This is a genomic window from Amycolatopsis sp. NBC_00438, assembly GCF_036026695.1.
Lineage (GTDB): Bacteria > Actinomycetota > Actinomycetes > Mycobacteriales > Pseudonocardiaceae > Amycolatopsis.
In genome coordinates, this window is the sequence record NZ_CP107923.1 from 1,703,617 (window position 1) to 1,720,885 (window position 17,269).

The following is a 17,269-nucleotide window of genomic DNA, read 5'->3' on the forward strand; positions in this document are numbered from 1 at the left end:
CTACCCGGGGTGGGTGCCCTTCCCGGTGCGGCACAAACGCGGTGCCGCCCATCGATGGCTCAGGTGTCGCCGGGGGTGCCCGAGTCGAGCACGGTCACGACCCGGTCGATCCCGGCGAGGCCGATCACCCGCCGGACCCGGCGCGGTGCGAGCACCACGAACGTCGTTCCCCGGTCGGCGCAGCGCAGCTGCACGGTCATCAGCGTCGAGATGCCGGCGGAGCTGAAGAAGGTCACGGAGTCGAGGTCGAGCGTCAGCCGGCGCGGGCCGCCGGCGAGCTCCGCGGTCAGCGTGTCTTCCAGGACGGGGCTGGTCGAGGCGTCGACCTCGCCGGCCGCCCGCACGCTCACGTCGCCGTCACCGGCGCTCTGCCTGGTCACCGTGAGCAGGTCGTTCGCGGGGCCGGTGCCCTCCGGGCGCGGCGTCTCCATGGCAGCTCCCTCCGCTCGCGTGGCCGGTTCCATCCCACCAGGTCCGGCGGTCGATACCAAGGGCCTAACCCGGGCCGTCCCCGCCCTTCGGGCAGGGGAAGCCGGGTGCCGCGCAGCCGAGGCGGCCCCACACGACCTTGCCGTCGTCGTGGTAGCTCGCGCCCCAGGCGAGACACAGCTGGTCGACGAGCACCAGCCCGCGGCCGCCGTGGTCGTCGGGGACGCGCACCCGCGGCGAACTGCCGCTGGTGTCGGCGACGGCCACGGTGATCTCGCAGGGGTCGGCGAGCCGGTGGAGCCGGACCTGAGTGGGGCCCTCGGCGTGCTGGTAGGCGTTGTCGAGCAGTTCGCCGATCACCATGAGCACGTCGAGGCGGTGCGCTTCGCCCAGCGTGGCGAGCCGGGCTTCGGCCCAGTGCCGCGCGGACGCCGAGTCGGCCCGGTCGCGGCCGGTCACGTCCAGGATCTGCCAGCCGGCCTGGTCGTCTCGAGCCCAGGTCACCGGCAAAACGACTCCTCCCGAGGGCCTGTCCCCAGAGGTCAGGAACCTGCCTGGGCGGTCGTATCCTCCAGGCAGGTTACCCGCGCCCGGGATCGGCACCCGCCGCGGCCATCGGAGCGTCGTGTTCAGCGCAGCGGCTGCTCGACGAAGTTGCGCAGCACGAGGGCGTTCTGCGCCTGGATCAGGCGGCCGCCTTCGTCGATCCGGCCCAGCTGCACCGCGGCGAAGCCGAGGGCGACGGCGAGGTCCGCCATCCGGTCGCCCGCGGCCGGGGAGTCGGTCGCGAGGAAGACCACCCGCTTACCCGGCCCCGGGCCGGGTTCGGCCGCGAGGGTCTCGGACGGCAGCTGGTTGAAGGCCTTGACGACCTCGGCGCCGGGCAGCTGCTCGGCGGTGTAGTGGGTGGACAGCCGGCCTCGCAGGATCTCCTCGGCGTTCGGTGTGTAGTAGGCGTTCGTGGTGTCGACGACGGTCTTGCCGGTCCAGTCCGGCCGGGACTTGCCGAACCGCTCGACCGCGGTGAACGGGATCGCCAGGAAGAGGACATCGCTCTCCAGCGCCTCTTCCAGCGTCACCGCGTGCACGCCGGAGCCGAACGACGGCAGCGATTCCGGCCCGCGGGTGTTGGCGATGCTCACCTCGACGCCGGCCCGGGCGAACAGCCGGGCCAAGGCCGAGCCGATGTTCCCGCTGCCGATGATCGCCGGACGTGTGGTCATGGTGCCTCCCGATTTGGTTAACGTGTGAACCAAACGTAGGCCGCAACTGGTTCACATGTCAACCAAGCGGTAGGGTCCCGGTCATGGCGGACGCGCGGTGGCTGGACGAGCGGGAAGAGCGGGCCTGGCGTGGCCTGATGGCGATGCAGGACGGCCTCTCGGAGTTCATCGAGCGGCAGCTGCGGACCCGCTGCGGGCTGTCCGGGGCCGACTACCAGGTGCTGGCCCACCTTTCCGAGGCGCCGGAAGGCCGGTTGCGGTCGTTCGAACTCGGCGAGCTGCTGCGCTGGGAGAAGAGCCGCCTGTCCCAGCACCTGGGCCGGATGCAGCACCGCGGGCTGGTGACGCGCGAGCGGTGCGCCACCGACCAGCGCGGGGCGGTCGTCGTCAGCACCCCGCGAGGCGCGGACCTGATCAGGGCCGCGGCCCCGCAGCACGTGGCCGACGTCCGGGACGCGTTCATCGACCAGCTCACCGAGGCGGAGCTGGAGACGCTCGGCACCATCGGCGAGAAGGTCCGCGACCGCCTCGCGGCCCTGGACCGCCGGTGACGGCGAGCGGTATCGCCCGGTGAGGTCGGGGACGCCGCCGGCGGGTGGTTGACCGGCGTCGAAGGCCGGGACGAGACCATGTGGGGCCGCCCGGTCGCGGAACTGGTGCGCTCGGCGCCGAACTGGTGGGCACGAGCCCGTTCGCGCCGGAGCCGTTCCACCGGCGCCACCACATGGTGCCGTTCTTCCACGGCTGCGGCGCTGACCGCGCTCGACGTCGCCTGCTGGGACCTGATCAGCAGGATCACCGGTGCGGATCCCGTTGTGCACCAACATGTGCGTGGTCAGTTCGCGCCGGCCGGGCGCGGTCGACGTGATCCACGGCGACGTCGACGAGCGGGGCGGGATTTCGGCGACGAAGGCGCCGCCCTACCCGGCCAGCCCGATGATGCCGGCGAGGATCAGGTCGACCCCGGCGAGGAACTGCTCCCGGTCGTCGTGCTCGCGCATCTGCGCCGCGACGGCCCGGCTGAACGGATACTCGCCGGGGTCGAGCTGTTCCCACGCCGTCGACACGGCGTCGAGGAATCCGGCCCGGTCCATGCCGGGGCCGAGGGCGCGCCCGCTCGCGGTGTTGGCGGCGTTCTGGCCGGCGGCGCCGAAGATGTAGTGCACCAGCGCGGACGTCGCGGTGAACCAGCTGCTCTCGGGTGCGCCCAGCGCGCGGACCTGCCGGCCGAGGCTCTCGAAGATCCGCGGGGTCACCGACCCCCGGAGCCCCTGGGCGGACTGGGTCGAGAGCTGCACGGCGAGCCACGGGTGTTCGTCGATCGCCTCGAACAGGCCGAGGGCGACGGCGCGGACCTCGTCCTCCGGTGAGTCCAGGGGCTTCCCGGGTGCCATGGCCAGGGTGACGACGGCCTCGGTCGCGGCGGCCAGCAGCTCGCCCTTGTTCGCCACGTGCCAGTAGATGGCACCGGCGCCGGTGGCGAGGCGCTCGGTCAGCACCCGGAACGTCAACCCTCCTTCGCCGGCCGCGTCGAGCACCTCGACAGCGGCTTCGACGATGCGCTCGCGGGAGAGCGCTTCTGTGCGCCGCTGGGCCCGGCGCGTCCGTGTGGCCATGCCTCCAGTTTGACACATCTGGAATGGCGTTCCAAGATGGAACGACGTTCCAGTGAGGCTGGACGGCCTCGAACCCGGAGGAGTCACCATGAACTCTCAGGTCACGATCATCGGCGCCGGTCTCGGCGGCCTCACCCTCGCCCGCGTCCTGCACGTCCACGGCATCCCGGCCACGGTCTACGAGGCCGAGGCGTCGCCGGCCGCCCGCACCCAGGGCGGGATGCTCGACATCCACGAACACAACGGCCAGGTCGCCCTCGAGGCCGCCGGCCTGACCGACGAATTCCGCGGCTTGGTCCTGGAGGGCCGCGAGGCGACGCGGATCCTGGACCGGAACGGGACCGTCCTGCTCGACGAACCCGACGACGGCACCGGCGGCCGGCCGGAAGTGCTGCGCGGCGAACTGCGGCAAGTCCTGCTCGACTCGCTCCCGGACGGCACCGTCCGGTGGGGGCACAAGGTCGGCGGCGTCCGCGCCCTCGGTGGCGGACGGCACGAGGTGACCTTCGGCGACGGCACCACCGTCGTCACGAGTCTGCTGGTCGGCGCGGACGGCGCGTGGTCCCGGGTGCGGTCGCTGCTCTCGGACGCGACACCCGAGTACGTCGGGACGTCGTTCGTCGAGACGTACCTGTTCGACGGCGACACCCGGCACCCGGCCGCCGCGAAGGCGGTCGGCGCCGGCGCGATGTCCGCGCCCGAGCCGGGCCGGGGGATCCAGGCGCACCGGGAAAGCGGCGGCAACCTGCACACCTACGTGATGCTGGCGCAGTCGCCGGAGTGGTTCGCCGCCATCGACTTCACCGACGCCACCGCGGCCACCGAGCGGATCGCGCGGGAGTTCGAGGGCTGGGCCCCGGAGCTCACCGCGCTGATCACCGACGGCGAGACCCCGCCGATGCTGCGCCCGCTCAACACCCTGCCGATCGGGCACCGCTGGGACCGGGTGCCGGGGGTGACCCTGCTCGGCGACGCCGCCCACCTGTCGGTCCCGAACGGTGAAGGCGCCAACCTGGCCATGCTCGACGGCGCCGAGCTCGGCCAGGCCCTCGCCGCGCACCCCGGCGACGTCGAAGCCGCGCTCGCCGACTACGAGCGGACGCTGTTCCCGCGCAGTGCCGAGGAGTCCGCCGAGGCGGCCCGCGACTTCGAACTGTGCTTCGGCGAGAAGACACCGCACAGCCTCATCGGGCTGCTGACCGGGCAGGAGCCGGCCTAGCCGAAGTTGACAAGCCGGCCTCCTGGCACCTAACCTCTAAAAATGAGCAGTAAGGTTAGTTACCTGGCTGGCTCCCGGCGCCGACGACCCGCGTCGCCGCGATCCCAGTATGTGGTTTCTGTCGTACCCGCTGGTTAGGGTCGTGTTCGGCTGGATCATGGGAAACGAGGAGTGTGGGCACGTGCGCTGGAGCCGGAATCTTCGAGCGGCCGCGGTGGTGGCGGTGGCCGTCTTCGGCCTGACCGCGTGCGGCGGCGGGGACAGCGGTGACAAGCCCGCCGCGCCGGGCAAGGGCGGGGCGCCGATCGTCGTCGCGTCCTTCAACTTCACCGACAGCCAGATCCTGGCCGAGATCTACGCGCAGGCCTTGGAGGCCAAGGGTTATCCGGTGACCCGGAAGCTCAACCTGGGCTCGCGCGAGCTGATCTACCCGTCGCTGAAGTCCGGTGAGCTGCAGTTCATCCCGGAGTACCAGGGATCGGCGATCACCACCGGCTTCGGCGCGGAGCCGGTCAAGGACGCGAAGGGGGAGCACGACCAGCTGGCGAAGCTGTTCGAGCCCAGTGGCGTCTCCCTGCTGGACTACGCGCCGGCCGAGGACAAGAACACCTACATCGTGAAGGCCGATCTGGCGAAGTCGAAGGGCATCGCCTCGATCAGCGACCTGAAGAAGCTCGACAAGGTGATCCTGGCCGGCGGCCCGGAGTGCGAGAAGCGGCTGACGTGCTTCAAGGGCTTCACCGACATCTACCAGCTGACGAACGCGTCCTTCCAGACCGTGCAGGAGATCGGGCCGCGGGTGCAGCAGCTCAACTCCGGTGCCGTCACGGTGATCCCGGTGGACTCGGTGAGCCCGTCCGCCGGTGACCCGCAGTACGTCGCGCTCAAGGACGACCTGAGCATGGTGCCGACGGAGAACGTGGTGCCGGCGGTGAACAAGAAGGTGCTCGACGCCCGAGGCGCGGACTTCGCGGCCGTCGTCGACGCCGTGAGCGCGAAGCTGAACACCGACGGTATGCGTGAGCTGAACAAGCGCGTGGACTCCGACGGGGAGCCGGCCGCCGACGTCGCGAAGGACTGGCTGTCGCAGCAGGGTCTCGCCTGAGCCGGCACTATCCGAGGAGTCGTTCCGTGAGCGCGGATCAGTTGCACTTCAACGCCTTCATCTGGCCGAACGGGTACCACGAGTCCGCCTGGCGGGTCGTCGGCGACGACGTCCGCGGCGTGCTCGGGCTGCCGTACTTCGCGGACATCGCGCGCATCGCCGAGCGCGGCCTGATGGACACGATCTTCCTGGCCGACAACATCGCCATCGCCGAATACCGGGCGACCCACCTGCCGCAGACGCAGTTCGACCCGATCTCGGTGCTCTCGGCCCTGGCCGCGGTCACCAGCCACATCGGACTGATCGGCACCGGCTCCACGACCTACAACAAGCCGTGGGAGCTGGCCCGCAGGTTCGCGACGCTGGACCACCTCAGCGGCGGCCGCGCGGGCTGGAACATCGTCACCACCATCACGCCGCTGGCCGCGGCGAACTTCGGCGAGCGCGCCCACCCCGATCACGCCGACCGGTACACGCGGGCGCACGAGTTCGTCGACGTCGTGACCCGCGCGTGGGACAGCTGGGAGGACGACGCCGTCGTCGGTGACCGGGAGCGCGGTGTGTGGGCGGATCGCGCGAAGCTGCACGCGCCGCGGTTCCACGGCGAGTTCTACGACGTCGAAGGGATCCTGCCGTTCCCGCGCTCGCCGCAGGGGCGTCCGGTCCTGGTCCAAGCAGGACAGTCCCCGGCGGGTATCGCGCTGGCCGCGCGGTACGCCGAGCTGGTGTTCTCCGGGCCGCCGTCGCTGGCGGCCGCGGCCGCGTTCCGGACCGGGCTCCACGCCCAGGCGGCGGCCGCGGGCCGGGACCCGGCCCAGGTGCTCGTCCTCCCGGCGCTGATGGTGACCCTCGGCGGGACCGAAGCCGAGGCCCAGGAGAAGGCCCGGCGGCTGGAAGAGCTGGCGAGCCCGGAGTTCCGCTGGCAGAACATCCTTTACACAGCGGGGCTCGACCCGGACGGTTTCGATCCGGACGTCCCGCTGCCCGCGGAACTGTGGGCCGGCACGGCGAACGTGTCGAGCCGCGCGGAGGAGCTGTTCGCCCTCTCGCGCGCGCAGCCGGAGGCGTCCTTGCGCGAGGTCGCCCTGCAGCTCAAGAGCGGCGCGGGCCAGTCCCACTTCGTCGGCACGCCCGAGCAGCTGGCCACCCACGTGATGTCCTGGCAGGACGCCGGCGCGGTCGACGGGTTCACCATCATGGGCTCGACCCTGCCGTACGAACTGACGGCGTTCGTCGACCACGTCGTGCCGATCCTGCAACGCAAGGGCCGGTTCCGCACCGAGTACACCGGCCCGACCCTGCGCGACCACCTGGGCCTGAACCGCCCACCCGCAGGAGGTGTCACGCCCCATTGACCCGGCTCCCGGTCTGCGGATCTCCGGGTAAGTAGCGGACCAACGGCCTCTTTGTTTCGTCGAACCCATAATAGGCACCGCTGGAGGCTGCGTAATAGTGGCGAATCGTCAGCTGCCGGTCGCATTCGACTGGCGCTGGTGCCACACTCGGGCAACAGCTCGGTCAAGGCGGTCCTGCATGTAGGGCTTGAGTACATAGTCGACGGCACCGAGTTCGAAGGCGTTGACCGCTTCGTCAGCATGCGCGGTCACGAAGACCAGTGCGGGGGACGGCCGCAGGGCGGCGAACACCCGGGACATCTCCATCCCGGATAGCCCGGGCATTTCGATATCGGCGAAGACCGCGTCCACGATCGGCAGCCCGCGGTCCCGGCGATCGCGCATGCGGGGATCGTCGGTGGACAAGAGGCGCAATGCCTCGGCCGCGTCGATAGCCGGGAAGACCCTCGTCACGTGCGGATTGTGCTGTAGGCAGTGAACGAGTTCGTCAAGACCGTTCGGCTCGTCGTCCACGGCCAGTACCACCAGCTCGGCTGGGTCATCCAGAGCAGCGTCGGCCTCGAGTGTGGTCGTGCCGGCAGGCCGCTCGTCCGGCTCGCCCGAATCCTCGATGGTGTCGCGCAGATCTTCGAACGCGGTCTCCCACAGTTGCCTGAGTCGTTCGACGATGCCGTGATCATCCGGTAGGCGGCCGAGAACTATGAGTGCTTCGACGATGCCCAACGTCGTAGACCAACTCGGCATCGTGGGCTCGACCAGCGCTTTGTGGACTGAGGTGTGGGACAGCTTCGGCCAATCGCCCGGAAACTCCGCTCGATCGGCCCGTTCCTTCAGCCATGCCGAAATTCGGTAGCTACTGACATGGCCGGCGTGCGCATGAAGGCGGTGAAGTGCGTTGTTGAGTTCCCGCAGGGGGCCCTCCGGAAGATCCGGCTGACGCCACCCTCTCATGCGACCCCCCAGTGCGCCTGTCCAGCATCATTTTGCAGCACCGAGTATAAACGGACGTAAACGATCAAGATCCCGCCACGTGCCGTCGCGCTGCCGTTGCCTCCCGGAAACCAGGGGAAACTGCCGCGGAAGAGAGCCTGGAAGAACTGCTCTATACAGACGTAACCAGATGTAATGAGGCATCCCGGGCGACCGCTGACCAGCGTAGACATCTCTCCAGCTTCGAACAGACCGTCTCGAGGCCGACTCGAGGGCAGGTCAGGAGGGCACGTGACGTGGAGCTGGCTGTGGATAGGACCATCAGCCACGGCGATGATCGCGGCGATCGCACGGTGTGTGCTCGCCCGGATCCGGGCGGAGAGCCAGAGGCATGCGCTCGAGATCGCCTTGGAAGGTGCCACCCCGCGGGAGCGCGTGGCGATCATTCGCGAACTTCGTCGTGATCAGCCTGGGTAGCGAGACCCCTTCCACGCCGGTCCTGCCCGCGCCGACTCCCGGCCACCGTGCCGCTGTGGTGCTCTGGCCGTATCTGCAACGGGCTGCTGGGCTGCGCACCTGCGTCAGCCGTACCGCCCCGGCCGCCGAATCGCACTGGCGGTGACCGTCGAATCCCCGGGAAGCGGGTTGCGTCCTGCGGCCGTCACGGTCGGGTAAAGGCCGTTGTGCCTGGTCCGCGCGTGTGATCTCGTGATCGGGAACTGTCCTCAAGGGACGCTGAAGGCGGCGTGTCCGAGTGGTGGCGTTCGGTGAGGAGAGGACGTGTCGTTCATCCTTTCCCGCTTGTTCGCGCGCTGGATCCTGCGTGCCGGGTGGACGCTCCCGGTGGTGGTCGTCGTCTTCGTGTTCGTGACCAGCTGGCCGCTGATGGTGCTGGCCGAGCCGGCCGGCAGTGACCTCGTCCAGCCGGGCAATTACTGGTGGTATTTCGTCGTGACCGCGGCGACGGTCGGGTACGGCGACTTCTCGCCGGCGACGGTGGCCGGGCACTTCGTCGGCGGGTATGTGATCGTCGGCGGGATCGCCACGCTCACCACGGTCTTCACCCGGCTCGCGGCGCTGCTGGAGCAAACGAAGGGACGGCGGATGCAGGGGCTGGAACCGGTGGAGCTGAGCGGCCACGTCGTGCTCGTCGGCTACCTCGCCGGCCGCACCGAGCGGCTCGTGGCGCAGCTGCTGGCCGACGGGATCACCGGCCTGGTGCTGTGCGCGGGAGACGACGTCCCGGTGCACCCGATGCCGGCGCAGCCGGTGGAGTTCGTCCGGGGCGACCTCACCGCGCCGGGCGTCCTCGCGCGGGCGGGGATCGAGCGGGCCGCCACGGTGCTCGTGGACGTCCGGGACGACAATGAAGCGCTGGCCGTGGCGGTCCTGGTCGACCACGCCACGACGTCGGCGCACGTGGTGGTCACGATGCGCGACATGGAGCGCGCCGAGCTGATCGGCTTCGTCGACCCGCGGATCACCTGCGTCCAGTGGCACACCCCGCGCATGGTCGTCGAGGAGGTGGTGTCGCCCGGAATCGCCGAGGTCTACGCCGAGCTGATGACCGCCGGCGGCGCCGGCACGTACTCGATCACCCTCCCGGAACGCCTCGGCGCCGTGTCGGTCGAGCGCTGCCAGGCCGCACTGGGCCACGCGTTCGGCGCCACGGTCCTGGCGGTGCGCGGCGCGGAAGGCCTGACCGTGAACCCCGCCCGGGACGGCGACCTCCCGCCCGGCGCGGTGGTCTACTACGTCAACTCGCGCGCGCTCGGCGAGGAGGAGATCGAACGCGCACTCCGCGCCGCCCACCGCTGACTGCCCACGCGGGTGTGCCACCCCCGACGGACTCCGCGATCGCCTCGGCCCGCGGCAGCCCCCTCGGCCGGCCCCGACCGATGCGGTAAACCGAGGTCGCCGACGAGCACCGTGTTGGCCGTTCCGGTGACTGTGTTGGCCACTCCGGTCGCCGACGTGGCCGTTCCGGTCACGATGGCGACGGACAGCGACCCGTGCGGCCGCCCACGAACCGGCTGCCCCATGGCGACGGGATGCGCTCACAGGCCGAGACCGGAACGGTCTGCGCGGCGACTGGGTTGGCCGACCTGGCGGCAGGACGGTCAGCATGGCAATCGGGCGGCCAACCACGATGGCGGCAGTTGGCGGCCCGCGCGGCTGCGCACGAACGGCCGCCACGCGACGGCGATGGACAACACAGCGACCGCAGTGGCCAACACGGTGACCGCAGTGGCCGACACGATGACCGGAGCGGCCAGCACGGCGGCCGCCGTGGCCAGCACGGCGGCTCCAGATCGGAGCAAGAGCCCCGCACCGGCCTGGGGACTCGGGCTCAGGCGAGCGTGGCGGGAAGGTACTCGTAACCGCGCAGGATGCGGGTGTCGCGGCGGCGGCTTCCCGGGCGCAGGGCCACTCCCGGGTACCGGTCGAAGATCGTCCGCAGGCCGATCTCGCCTTCCATCCGGGCCAGCGCCGCGCCCAGGCAGTGGTGGCGGCCGGCGCCGAAGGAGACGTGGTCGCGGGCTCGGGTGCGGGTCACGTCGAACGCCTCGGGGTCGGTGAAGACCTGCGGGTCGTGGTTGGCGCCGGCCAGGACCGTCGTCACCAGGGCTCCGCGCGGCAGGGGGACGCCGGCGACCTCCGTGGCGCGCACCGAGACCCGGCCGGTCAGCAGCACGGGCGGGTCGTGGCGCAGCACCTCCTCGACGGCGTTTCCCCACAGCTCCGGCCGCTCGCGCAGGGTCGCGAGCTGGTCCGGGTGGGCCGTCAGCAGGGCGATGCCGCTGCCGAGCAGGTTGACCGTCGTCTCGAAGCCGGCCGCCAGGACCAGGCCCGCCGTCGACTTCAGCTCGGCCTCGGTGAGCCCGACGCCGTCGTCACGGGCCGCGACGAGCCGGCTGAACAGGTCGTCGCCGGGGTGGCGGCGCAGGTGGTCCAGGTGCTCGCCGAGCCAGGTGTCGAACTCCGCCAGCGCCGTCTCGACGTCGCGGAACGTGCGCCAGCCCAGGCCGAGGTCGAGACTCGGCGCCGCCGCCGCGCCCAGCGACAGCACCTTGCCCACCTCGGTGGCCGGGACGCCGAGGATCTCGCTGATCACCGTCACCGGGAGCAGCCCGCAGTAGGACTCGACCAGGTCGACCGGAGCGGCCGGGTCGATCCCGTCGAGCACCTCGTCGGCGATCGCCTGGACGCGGCCGCGCAGCTGCTCGACGGCGCGCGCGGTGAACACGCCGGTGACGAGCTTGCGGTAGCGGGTGTGCTCGGGCGGGTTGACGGCCAGCAGCGACGGCGGCCGCACCGGGTGCAGGTGCTCGCCCGCCGACCACTCCAGCAACCGCCCGAGCGCGGACCCGTCGGAACCCATCACGCCGGTGCGGAAGTCGTCGTTGGACAGCACCTCCCGGACGGCGGCGTGCTGCGTGGTGATCCACCCGAAGCGCGTGCGGGCAACCGGCCCGGCGGCGCGGATCTCGTCGAACAGGCCCGTCAGGTCGCGTCCCGCGGCGGCGTCGTCCACCAGCCGGCCCTGCAGGTCGCCGCGCTTGGCCTCGCGCAGCAGCACGGCCCGCGGCAGCGCGTGTCCCAGCCCCCACCGGACCATCGGCTTCGCCCGCAGCAGGGCACCTCCGACGACGTCTTTGCCGAACCGGGCCACGTTCCCCCCACTGCGCCGCTGGACACGAACTACTCCAGAGTAGATCGTGGCGGCCGCCGCGGTGCGGCAGCGGTGCCCGTGATCAGCCGTAGGCCTCGAAGCGGGCGATCTGCCCGGCCGGCCAGCCGGTGTTTCCGGTGCACGTCAAGCGCAGGAAACGACGGCTGGTGCGGGCAACCGTGATCGTGACGCTGTTCCCGCGCGCCGGATCGAAGACGTACCCGGTCGCGGGGGAGAGGGTGTCGAACGTGGTGCCGTCGGACGAACCGGACAGGGCCAGCGTCTGCGTCCGGGTGCCCCACGCGCTCGACGGCGGGAGGGCCACCACGATCCGCGTCACCGCGGTCGCCGCGGCGAGGTCGACCTGCACCCACTGCGGGAACGCGTTGTTCGCGCTTTCCCAGTAGCTGTCGGCGTTCCCGTCGACCGCGTTGCCCGCGCCGTAGTTCTGGGTGTGGCTGCTTTCGGTGGTGGCGCGGCCGCGTGCCAGGTCGGTCGAGCCGCCCGTGGTCAGCGTCGGCGACGTCGGCCGGGTCGCCGTCAACGCGATCTGGCCCTTGAGCATGCGGCCGCCGTCGGCGGTCAGCCGCAGGTAGTAGTCCGACGAGCACGCCGTCCCGTCCTCGTCGAGGGCGAGCAGGCCGGAGCCGGCGGGGGTCATCGAGGCGTTCTCCGCCGTCTTCGCGATCTGGTTGCCTTCGCCGTACTCGTCGAACATCGAGATGTAGATGCCCTGCACGCCGGCGCGCACCATGTTGTAGAACTGGCGCCACATGAAGTCGCCGTGGGCCCGCTGCCGGCCGGAGACGTCGCCGGGCAGCACGCACGGCTGGTAGTCGATGCCGTGGGCGGTGCAGTCGGCCTGGTCGGGCACGGTCAGGTTCTGGTACATCCAGTCCGAGCCCGCCGCGTCCCCGACGGCGCCGACCATCCACGGCGAGATCATGTTGAAGGAGCGGTAGACGTCGCCGAAGCCGGGCCGCGAGCCGCCGTCGCTGGTGCGCCACTCCCGCGGCACGCCGCCGATGACGTAACAACCCTGGCCCTTGAACCAGTTCACGACGTCGAGGCAGGTGCCCGCGTCCCAGGGGTGGTTGCCGTCGTTGTACCCGAAACCCCAGATGCAGACGACCGGTTTGCCGTTCTGGCGGGCATACGCCGACGACGCCGTGTGCGCGGACATCTTCGCCGTCCAGTCGGTTTTCATCTCCTGCTGCATGTTCGCCCAGCCGGTGGCGTCGTACATGATGTAGAACTTCCGCCCGTGCGACTCCGCGGCGCTGCGGACCTTGGCGGCCATCGCGTCGCGTGTCGGGCCTTCGCTGCTGTTGGGGTTGAAGCGCTGCAGCGCGGCGGTGTCGCAGCCGTTCTGCTGCATCCACAGGAAGTGCGTGTCCACGGTCTGCTGGTCGTAGGACGAGAAGAGCGTCGCCGGCCGGCCGTCGCCGAAGTTGCCGTAGGCGGTCTGGTAAGTGCGGGTGTACTCGCGCATGTCCGGCCACGCCTTGATCACGTTGTTGCCCGTCGACGGCGTCTGGCCCCAGTTCTGGCTCCAGTGCCACCACCCGTTGATCGGCGCGCCGTCGCCGGCGCAGGCGAACCAGCCCTGGTAGCCGACGGTGATCTTGCCGACGACGTCCCCCGGCGGGGAGGCGGCGGAGGCGCCGGGCGCTCCGGCGAGGGAAAGCGCTCCCCACACCGAAGCCGCCGCGGCCGAACCGATGAACGTCCTGCGCGAGATCGCCATCCCAGTTCCTCTCGGCACCGTTGCACGAGTACGTGTTCCGCGAGGCGACTGTAGGCTTCCGGCCAAGAACTGGCAATAGTCGGACTGTTTTCAGAAATTTACGTACCGAAGTCTGCAAGAATTGTCGGAGAAGGCGGGCGATCAGCAGGTGACGGTGCCCTTCCGCAGGGCGTGACCGTCGTCGTCGCTGTCGTCGGACCAGTAGACGGGTTTGGTGCCGCCGGCGCATTCGTTCGCGCCGGCGAGAGTGAAGCCTTCGTTGTTGAGGTCGGGCATGCCGCTGGGCCGGTTGTAGACCGCGGTCGTCGCGAACACGCCGGAGGAGTTCACGCGCATCGTGCGGTGCTGGCCGTGGCAGGTGTCGTCGCAGACGACCCACAGCCGCGCGGCCTGCGGCTCCCACTGCACCTCCATGACGCCGCTCATCCCGCTGGCGAAGGACGCCACGCGGGTGAACGCGCCCGAGTCCTGCAGGACGTAGCCGTGGACCATGCCGGTGCCCTCGACGCCGACGAAGAACACGCCGCCGCTGTGCGCGCCGTAGCGGGCGGGGTCGTAGGCCGTGCCGGTCGAGACGTCGGTGAACCCGGCCCCGGTCAGGGCCGCGTCGGGAACCCAGGTGACGCCCTCGAAGCCGAGGTTGGCGCCCACCGGCGGCAGGTCCGCGGTCAGGTTCCACTCCTTGGCCGCGGTCAGGGTGGAGCCGGTGCCGCTCACGTCGTAGCGCAGCACGGACGTGCGGCTGCTGCCGGAACCGTTGCGCTCACTGGCCACGAACGCCGCGCCACCGGTGACCGTCACCCCTTCGCCGTCCGGATTGCCGGAGCCGCCCGGGAAACGCAGTGTCTTCCCCGCCGACCACCCGTTCGCGGTGTCCGGCTTCCAGCCGCCGGAACCGGTGGGCAGCAGGCGCCAGAGCTTCCCGGAGTTCTGGGCGGCCCACAGCACGCCGCCGTCCTGGAACAGGCCGCTGAGGTCCTCGCCGAAGACGTTCGACGCGTCGGCCGTCGTGACCGAACCGCCGCCGGGCCACGCCACCGGCGTGGGGCCCGAACCGCAGCTGTTCGCGGCGCCGAGCGTCAACGCGGCCGCGGTGAGCGGGCCGGTCCCGTCCGGGCAGCGCGACCACGACGGGGCGGAATGCTCGCTCCAGCCGACGCTGTCGACCAGGGTGCTGCCGTCCGCCCGGTACAGCCGCGCCTTGTCCGCCGAGCCCAGGCCGAAGGCGCTGTGGACGTCGAACGCGCGGAACGCGCCGGGCGCCAGCGTGGTCCCCGCGGCGATCTTGTACTTCGAGCTGTCCTGGTCGTCCTTGAGGATCCAGCCCGAGACGTCGACCGCGGTGGTGCCCGCGTTGTAGAGCTCGACCGAGTCGTCGACACCACCCGTGGTCACGACTTCGTTGAGGTGGACGTCCGCGGCCGTCGCGGCGTGCGCCGGGGCGCCGGTGGCCAGCAGCAGGGCACCGGCGATGAGGCAGAAGACGCGCCTGCGGGCACGGGATTCGGTCACGGAGTCCGTCCTCGGGTCGGGGGAACAGAGCCGGCCCAGCGTTCCGGTGCGCGCCGAACGAATGCCCTCCGGGAGATGGGTTTCCCCTGAACGATGACGGAACTGTCCGTGAGCGCGCCACCACCCTTCGGCGGTGATCCGCCGTCAGCCGGCGTCGACCGCGCGTGCGAGGTAGGTGACCGACGGGTGCTCGACGCCGAGGTCGTGGAAACCGAGCCGGTCGTAGAACACCCGGGCCAGCCGGTTCGCGCTCGGCATCACCAGGTGCACACCCGGCACCGCCCGCTCGGCCAGCGCCGCCAGGTACGCCGTCATCAGCGCGCGCCCGTGCCCGCCGCGCTGGTGCCCGGGCAGGAGGTCGATGTGCAGGTGCGCCGGGTAACCGGCGACCTCCGGGCGCACCATGCCCTCCGGGGCGTGCAGGACGGTCAGCATCTCCTCCGACGGTGTGGTCGGCGGATCGGGCGGCGCCGGGAAGCGCCCGGCGACGCGCGGGAGGTACTCGCGCCGGAGCCGGCCGGCGAACGCCGGGGTGTCCGCGGTGCCGACGAGGTACCCCACGGCCACGCCGTCCCCGCGGTCCAGGACGAAGGCCAGCTCGGGCTCCAGGTCCAGGTAGGGCGCGAGGAAGACGGCCGGCAGGAGATCCTCGTCGGCATAGACGCCCCGCGCGTCACCGCCGTCGAGGCCGGTCCGGACACACACGTCGAACAGCGCCGCCCGGTCTTCCGGGCGGTAGAGCCTGATGCGGGGACCGGTCATGAACCCGATCATGGCACGGGGCCTACCAGCCGAGGTCGGTCGCGAGGAAGGGGACGTCTTCCGGCGCTTCCTTCCGGGCCCGCAGGATCCGCTCCGCGGGGGCGCCGATCGGCCCGCGCAGCGGCGGGTCGGGCTTCTCGATCGTGTCGGCCACCGCGGCGGCGACGTCCTGCGCGATGCTCACTTGACGCCAGAGTGACCCACCTCGACAGCGAGGGTTTCGGCGAGCGCTTCCAGCGCCCACTTGCCGGCCCCGCACGGGCTGATCAGCGGCAGCACCACCCGTCCCAGGATGCTCGAGACGAAGACCAGGTGGCCCGCGCCCCGTGTCCGCATCGCCGGGAGCACCCCCTGGGCCACCCGCACCGCGCCCACGGTGTGGAGCTGGAAGAGCCGTTCGAAGGGCAACCGCCGGGAGACCGGCAGCTCGGCCAGGGTCTCCGGACGGCGGGCGGTGGCGATGACCCGGTGGCCCCGGCCCGCGAGTTCGACGGCGAGGGCGCGGCCGATGCCCCGGGACGCGCCGGTGACGAGTACGGACGACATGGGGACTCTCCTCAGGGAGCCGGGACGAAGTAGGGGCCGCTGGTGTCGAACGCGGCTTTGTTGTCGAGCACGAACTGCTCGACGGACAGCGGGGCCCGGCCGCCGATCTTCTCGACGTGGTCGTTCGTGCCCGCGAACACGCCGTCGCGGTAGTCGAGGGCGACGTTGCCCAGGTGCTGCACGAGGTGCGCGGGGAAGCCGCGCTCCGTCATGGACGCGGCGAACTCCTCGACGCTGATCGGCTCGTAGCGCACCGGGATGCCGAGCGTCGCGGCGATCGCCGCGGCGATCTCGTGGTGGTCCAGCTCGACCGGGCCGTGCAGCGGGTAGACGGCGCCGTCGTGCGGCTCGGGGTCGGCGAGCACCGCGGCGATCACGCGCGCCTGGTCGGCCGCGGCGATCGGCGCGTGCCGGCCGTCACCGAACGGGAGCCGCAGATGCCCCTCGCCGTCACGCAGCTCCCACCACGTGGTGAGCCACTCGGCGAAGAACGTCGGCCGCAGGTGCGTGGTGAGCAGGCCGGTCCGGTCCAGCAGGCGTTCGGCGAGCCAGTGCTGCCGTGCCGCGTTGCTCTTCGCTTCCCGCCGGGCGGAGATCTGGGACATGTCGACGACGTGCCGGACGCCGGTTTCCGTGGCGGCCTGGGCGAAGGTGACGGTCGCGTCGAGCAGGCCGTCGCGGATCGGGTAGACGAAGTAGGCGCCGCTGACGCCGTCGAGCGCGGCGGTCACGCTGTCGAGGTCGTGGAGGTCACCCCGGACCACCTCGGCGCCGGCCGCGGCGAGCGCGCGGGACCGGTCGTCCTCCTGGCGGACCATGGTCCGGACGCGGTGCCCGCGTCGCAGCAGCAGTTCGGCCGTCACGCTCCCGGTCTTGCCGGCCGCGCCGGTGATCAGGAACAGCCTGTCGTCGTGCGTCATTTCGAGTCCTTCCGGGTGGTTTCGCGGACGAAGTCCGCCAGTGCGGTGCCGATCAGGTCCGGGAGTGGGGAACGTCCGCTGTGGACGGTCCCGCCGGGTGCCGGTAGGCCCGGTCGAAGCCGAGCGCGGACGCTCCGGGATGCGGCAAGACGGTGCGCCACAGGTATGTCGGCGTCGGGTTGCCGTGGAACGGTGTGGTCAGGGGGTTCCCCCTGCCTTGCCCGCCGAAGTA

At 71.2% G+C, this 17,269-nt stretch carries 17 protein-coding genes and 1 pseudogene; 5 read left to right on the forward strand and 13 right to left on the reverse strand.

The genetic code is table 11. The features are described from left to right. Positions 1-59 precede the first annotated feature (59 nt). From OG494_RS08170 to OG494_RS08180, 3 genes are all read right to left on the reverse strand, one after another. Entirely contained in the window at positions 60-431 is a 372-nt protein-coding gene (locus tag OG494_RS08170; protein ID WP_328453519.1) for an STAS domain-containing protein, read from the reverse strand. Positions 432-495: 64 nt separating this feature from the next. Beyond that, positions 496-933 (reverse strand): ATP-binding protein, encoded by a 438-nt coding sequence (locus OG494_RS08175; protein WP_328453521.1) that lies wholly within the window; start codon positions 931-933, stop codon positions 496-498. Between the two features lie 125 nt (positions 934-1,058). Next, entirely contained in the window at positions 1,059-1,652 is a 594-nt protein-coding gene (locus OG494_RS08180) for an NADPH-dependent F420 reductase (protein ID WP_328453523.1), read from the reverse strand. An 83-nt stretch (positions 1,653-1,735) separates the two neighbouring features. Between OG494_RS08180 and OG494_RS08185 the strand changes: the two genes are divergently transcribed. Then, positions 1,736-2,203 (forward strand): MarR family winged helix-turn-helix transcriptional regulator, encoded by a 468-nt coding sequence (locus OG494_RS08185; RefSeq protein ID WP_328453525.1) that lies wholly within the window; start codon positions 1,736-1,738, stop codon positions 2,201-2,203. A gap of 369 nt (positions 2,204-2,572) precedes the next feature. Here the strand turns inward: OG494_RS08185 and OG494_RS08190 are convergent, their stop codons facing one another. After that, the gene (locus OG494_RS08190; RefSeq protein WP_328453528.1) at positions 2,573-3,268 is read right to left on the reverse strand and encodes a TetR/AcrR family transcriptional regulator; all 696 of its coding nucleotides are present in this window, start codon (positions 3,266-3,268) and stop codon (positions 2,573-2,575) included. 88 nt (positions 3,269-3,356) lie between these two features. On the opposite strand from OG494_RS08190, the gene OG494_RS08195 reads away from it, so the two are divergent. From OG494_RS08195 to OG494_RS08205, 3 genes are all read left to right on the forward strand, one after another. Continuing rightward, positions 3,357-4,487, forward strand: coding sequence for an FAD-dependent oxidoreductase (locus OG494_RS08195; protein WP_328453530.1), 1,131 nt, complete (start codon positions 3,357-3,359; stop codon positions 4,485-4,487). 181 nt (positions 4,488-4,668) lie between these two features. Beyond that, the gene (locus OG494_RS08200; protein WP_328616832.1) at positions 4,669-5,592 is read left to right on the forward strand and encodes an ABC transporter substrate-binding protein; all 924 of its coding nucleotides are present in this window, start codon (positions 4,669-4,671) and stop codon (positions 5,590-5,592) included. A 26-nt stretch (positions 5,593-5,618) separates the two neighbouring features. Beyond that, positions 5,619-6,947 (forward strand): LLM class flavin-dependent oxidoreductase, encoded by a 1,329-nt coding sequence (locus OG494_RS08205; RefSeq protein ID WP_328453532.1) that lies wholly within the window; start codon positions 5,619-5,621, stop codon positions 6,945-6,947. Positions 6,948-7,091: 144 nt separating this feature from the next. On the opposite strand, the pseudogene OG494_RS08210 reads toward OG494_RS08205, so the two are convergent. After that, a pseudogene (locus OG494_RS08210) lies at positions 7,092-7,472 on the reverse strand (LytR/AlgR family response regulator transcription factor); the annotation flags it as partial. A gap of 1,185 nt (positions 7,473-8,657) precedes the next feature. Between OG494_RS08210 and OG494_RS08215 the strand changes: the two are divergent. Beyond that, on the forward strand, positions 8,658-9,695 hold the full coding sequence (locus tag OG494_RS08215; protein WP_328453534.1) for an ion channel: 1,038 nt from the start codon (positions 8,658-8,660) through the stop codon (positions 9,693-9,695). Between the two features lie 302 nt (positions 9,696-9,997). On the opposite strand, the gene OG494_RS08220 is transcribed toward OG494_RS08215, so the two are convergent. From OG494_RS08220 to OG494_RS08255, 8 genes are all read right to left on the reverse strand, one after another. Next, complete coding sequence (locus OG494_RS08220; RefSeq protein ID WP_328453536.1) at positions 9,998-10,177, reverse strand: hypothetical protein; 180 nt, start codon at positions 10,175-10,177, stop codon at positions 9,998-10,000. A 50-nt stretch (positions 10,178-10,227) separates the two neighbouring features. Next, positions 10,228-11,496 (reverse strand): cytochrome P450, encoded by a 1,269-nt coding sequence (locus OG494_RS08225; protein ID WP_328458899.1) that lies wholly within the window; start codon positions 11,494-11,496, stop codon positions 10,228-10,230. A 136-nt stretch (positions 11,497-11,632) separates the two neighbouring features. Beyond that, entirely contained in the window at positions 11,633-13,297 is a 1,665-nt protein-coding gene (locus tag OG494_RS08230; protein ID WP_328453538.1) for a discoidin domain-containing protein, read from the reverse strand. Positions 13,298-13,438: 141 nt separating this feature from the next. Then, positions 13,439-14,809 (reverse strand): lamin tail domain-containing protein, encoded by a 1,371-nt coding sequence (locus OG494_RS08235; protein ID WP_328453540.1) that lies wholly within the window; start codon positions 14,807-14,809, stop codon positions 13,439-13,441. Positions 14,810-14,953: 144 nt separating this feature from the next. Further along, complete coding sequence (locus OG494_RS08240; protein WP_328453542.1) at positions 14,954-15,571, reverse strand: GNAT family N-acetyltransferase; 618 nt, start codon at positions 15,569-15,571, stop codon at positions 14,954-14,956. Positions 15,572-15,593: 22 nt separating this feature from the next. After that, positions 15,594-15,755: a hypothetical protein gene (locus OG494_RS08245; RefSeq protein WP_328453544.1), complete on the reverse strand. Its 162-nt coding sequence runs from the start codon at positions 15,753-15,755 to the stop codon at positions 15,594-15,596. Beyond that, a complete protein-coding gene (locus OG494_RS08250; RefSeq protein WP_328453546.1) occupies positions 15,752-16,117 on the reverse strand; it encodes an SDR family NAD(P)-dependent oxidoreductase in 366 nt (121 codons plus the stop codon). Before OG494_RS08250 ends, OG494_RS08245 begins: the two co-directional genes overlap by 4 nt. An 11-nt stretch (positions 16,118-16,128) precedes the next feature. After that, entirely contained in the window at positions 16,129-17,037 is a 909-nt protein-coding gene (locus OG494_RS08255; RefSeq protein WP_328453548.1) for an NmrA family NAD(P)-binding protein, read from the reverse strand. Positions 17,038-17,269: the final 232 nt, after the last annotated feature.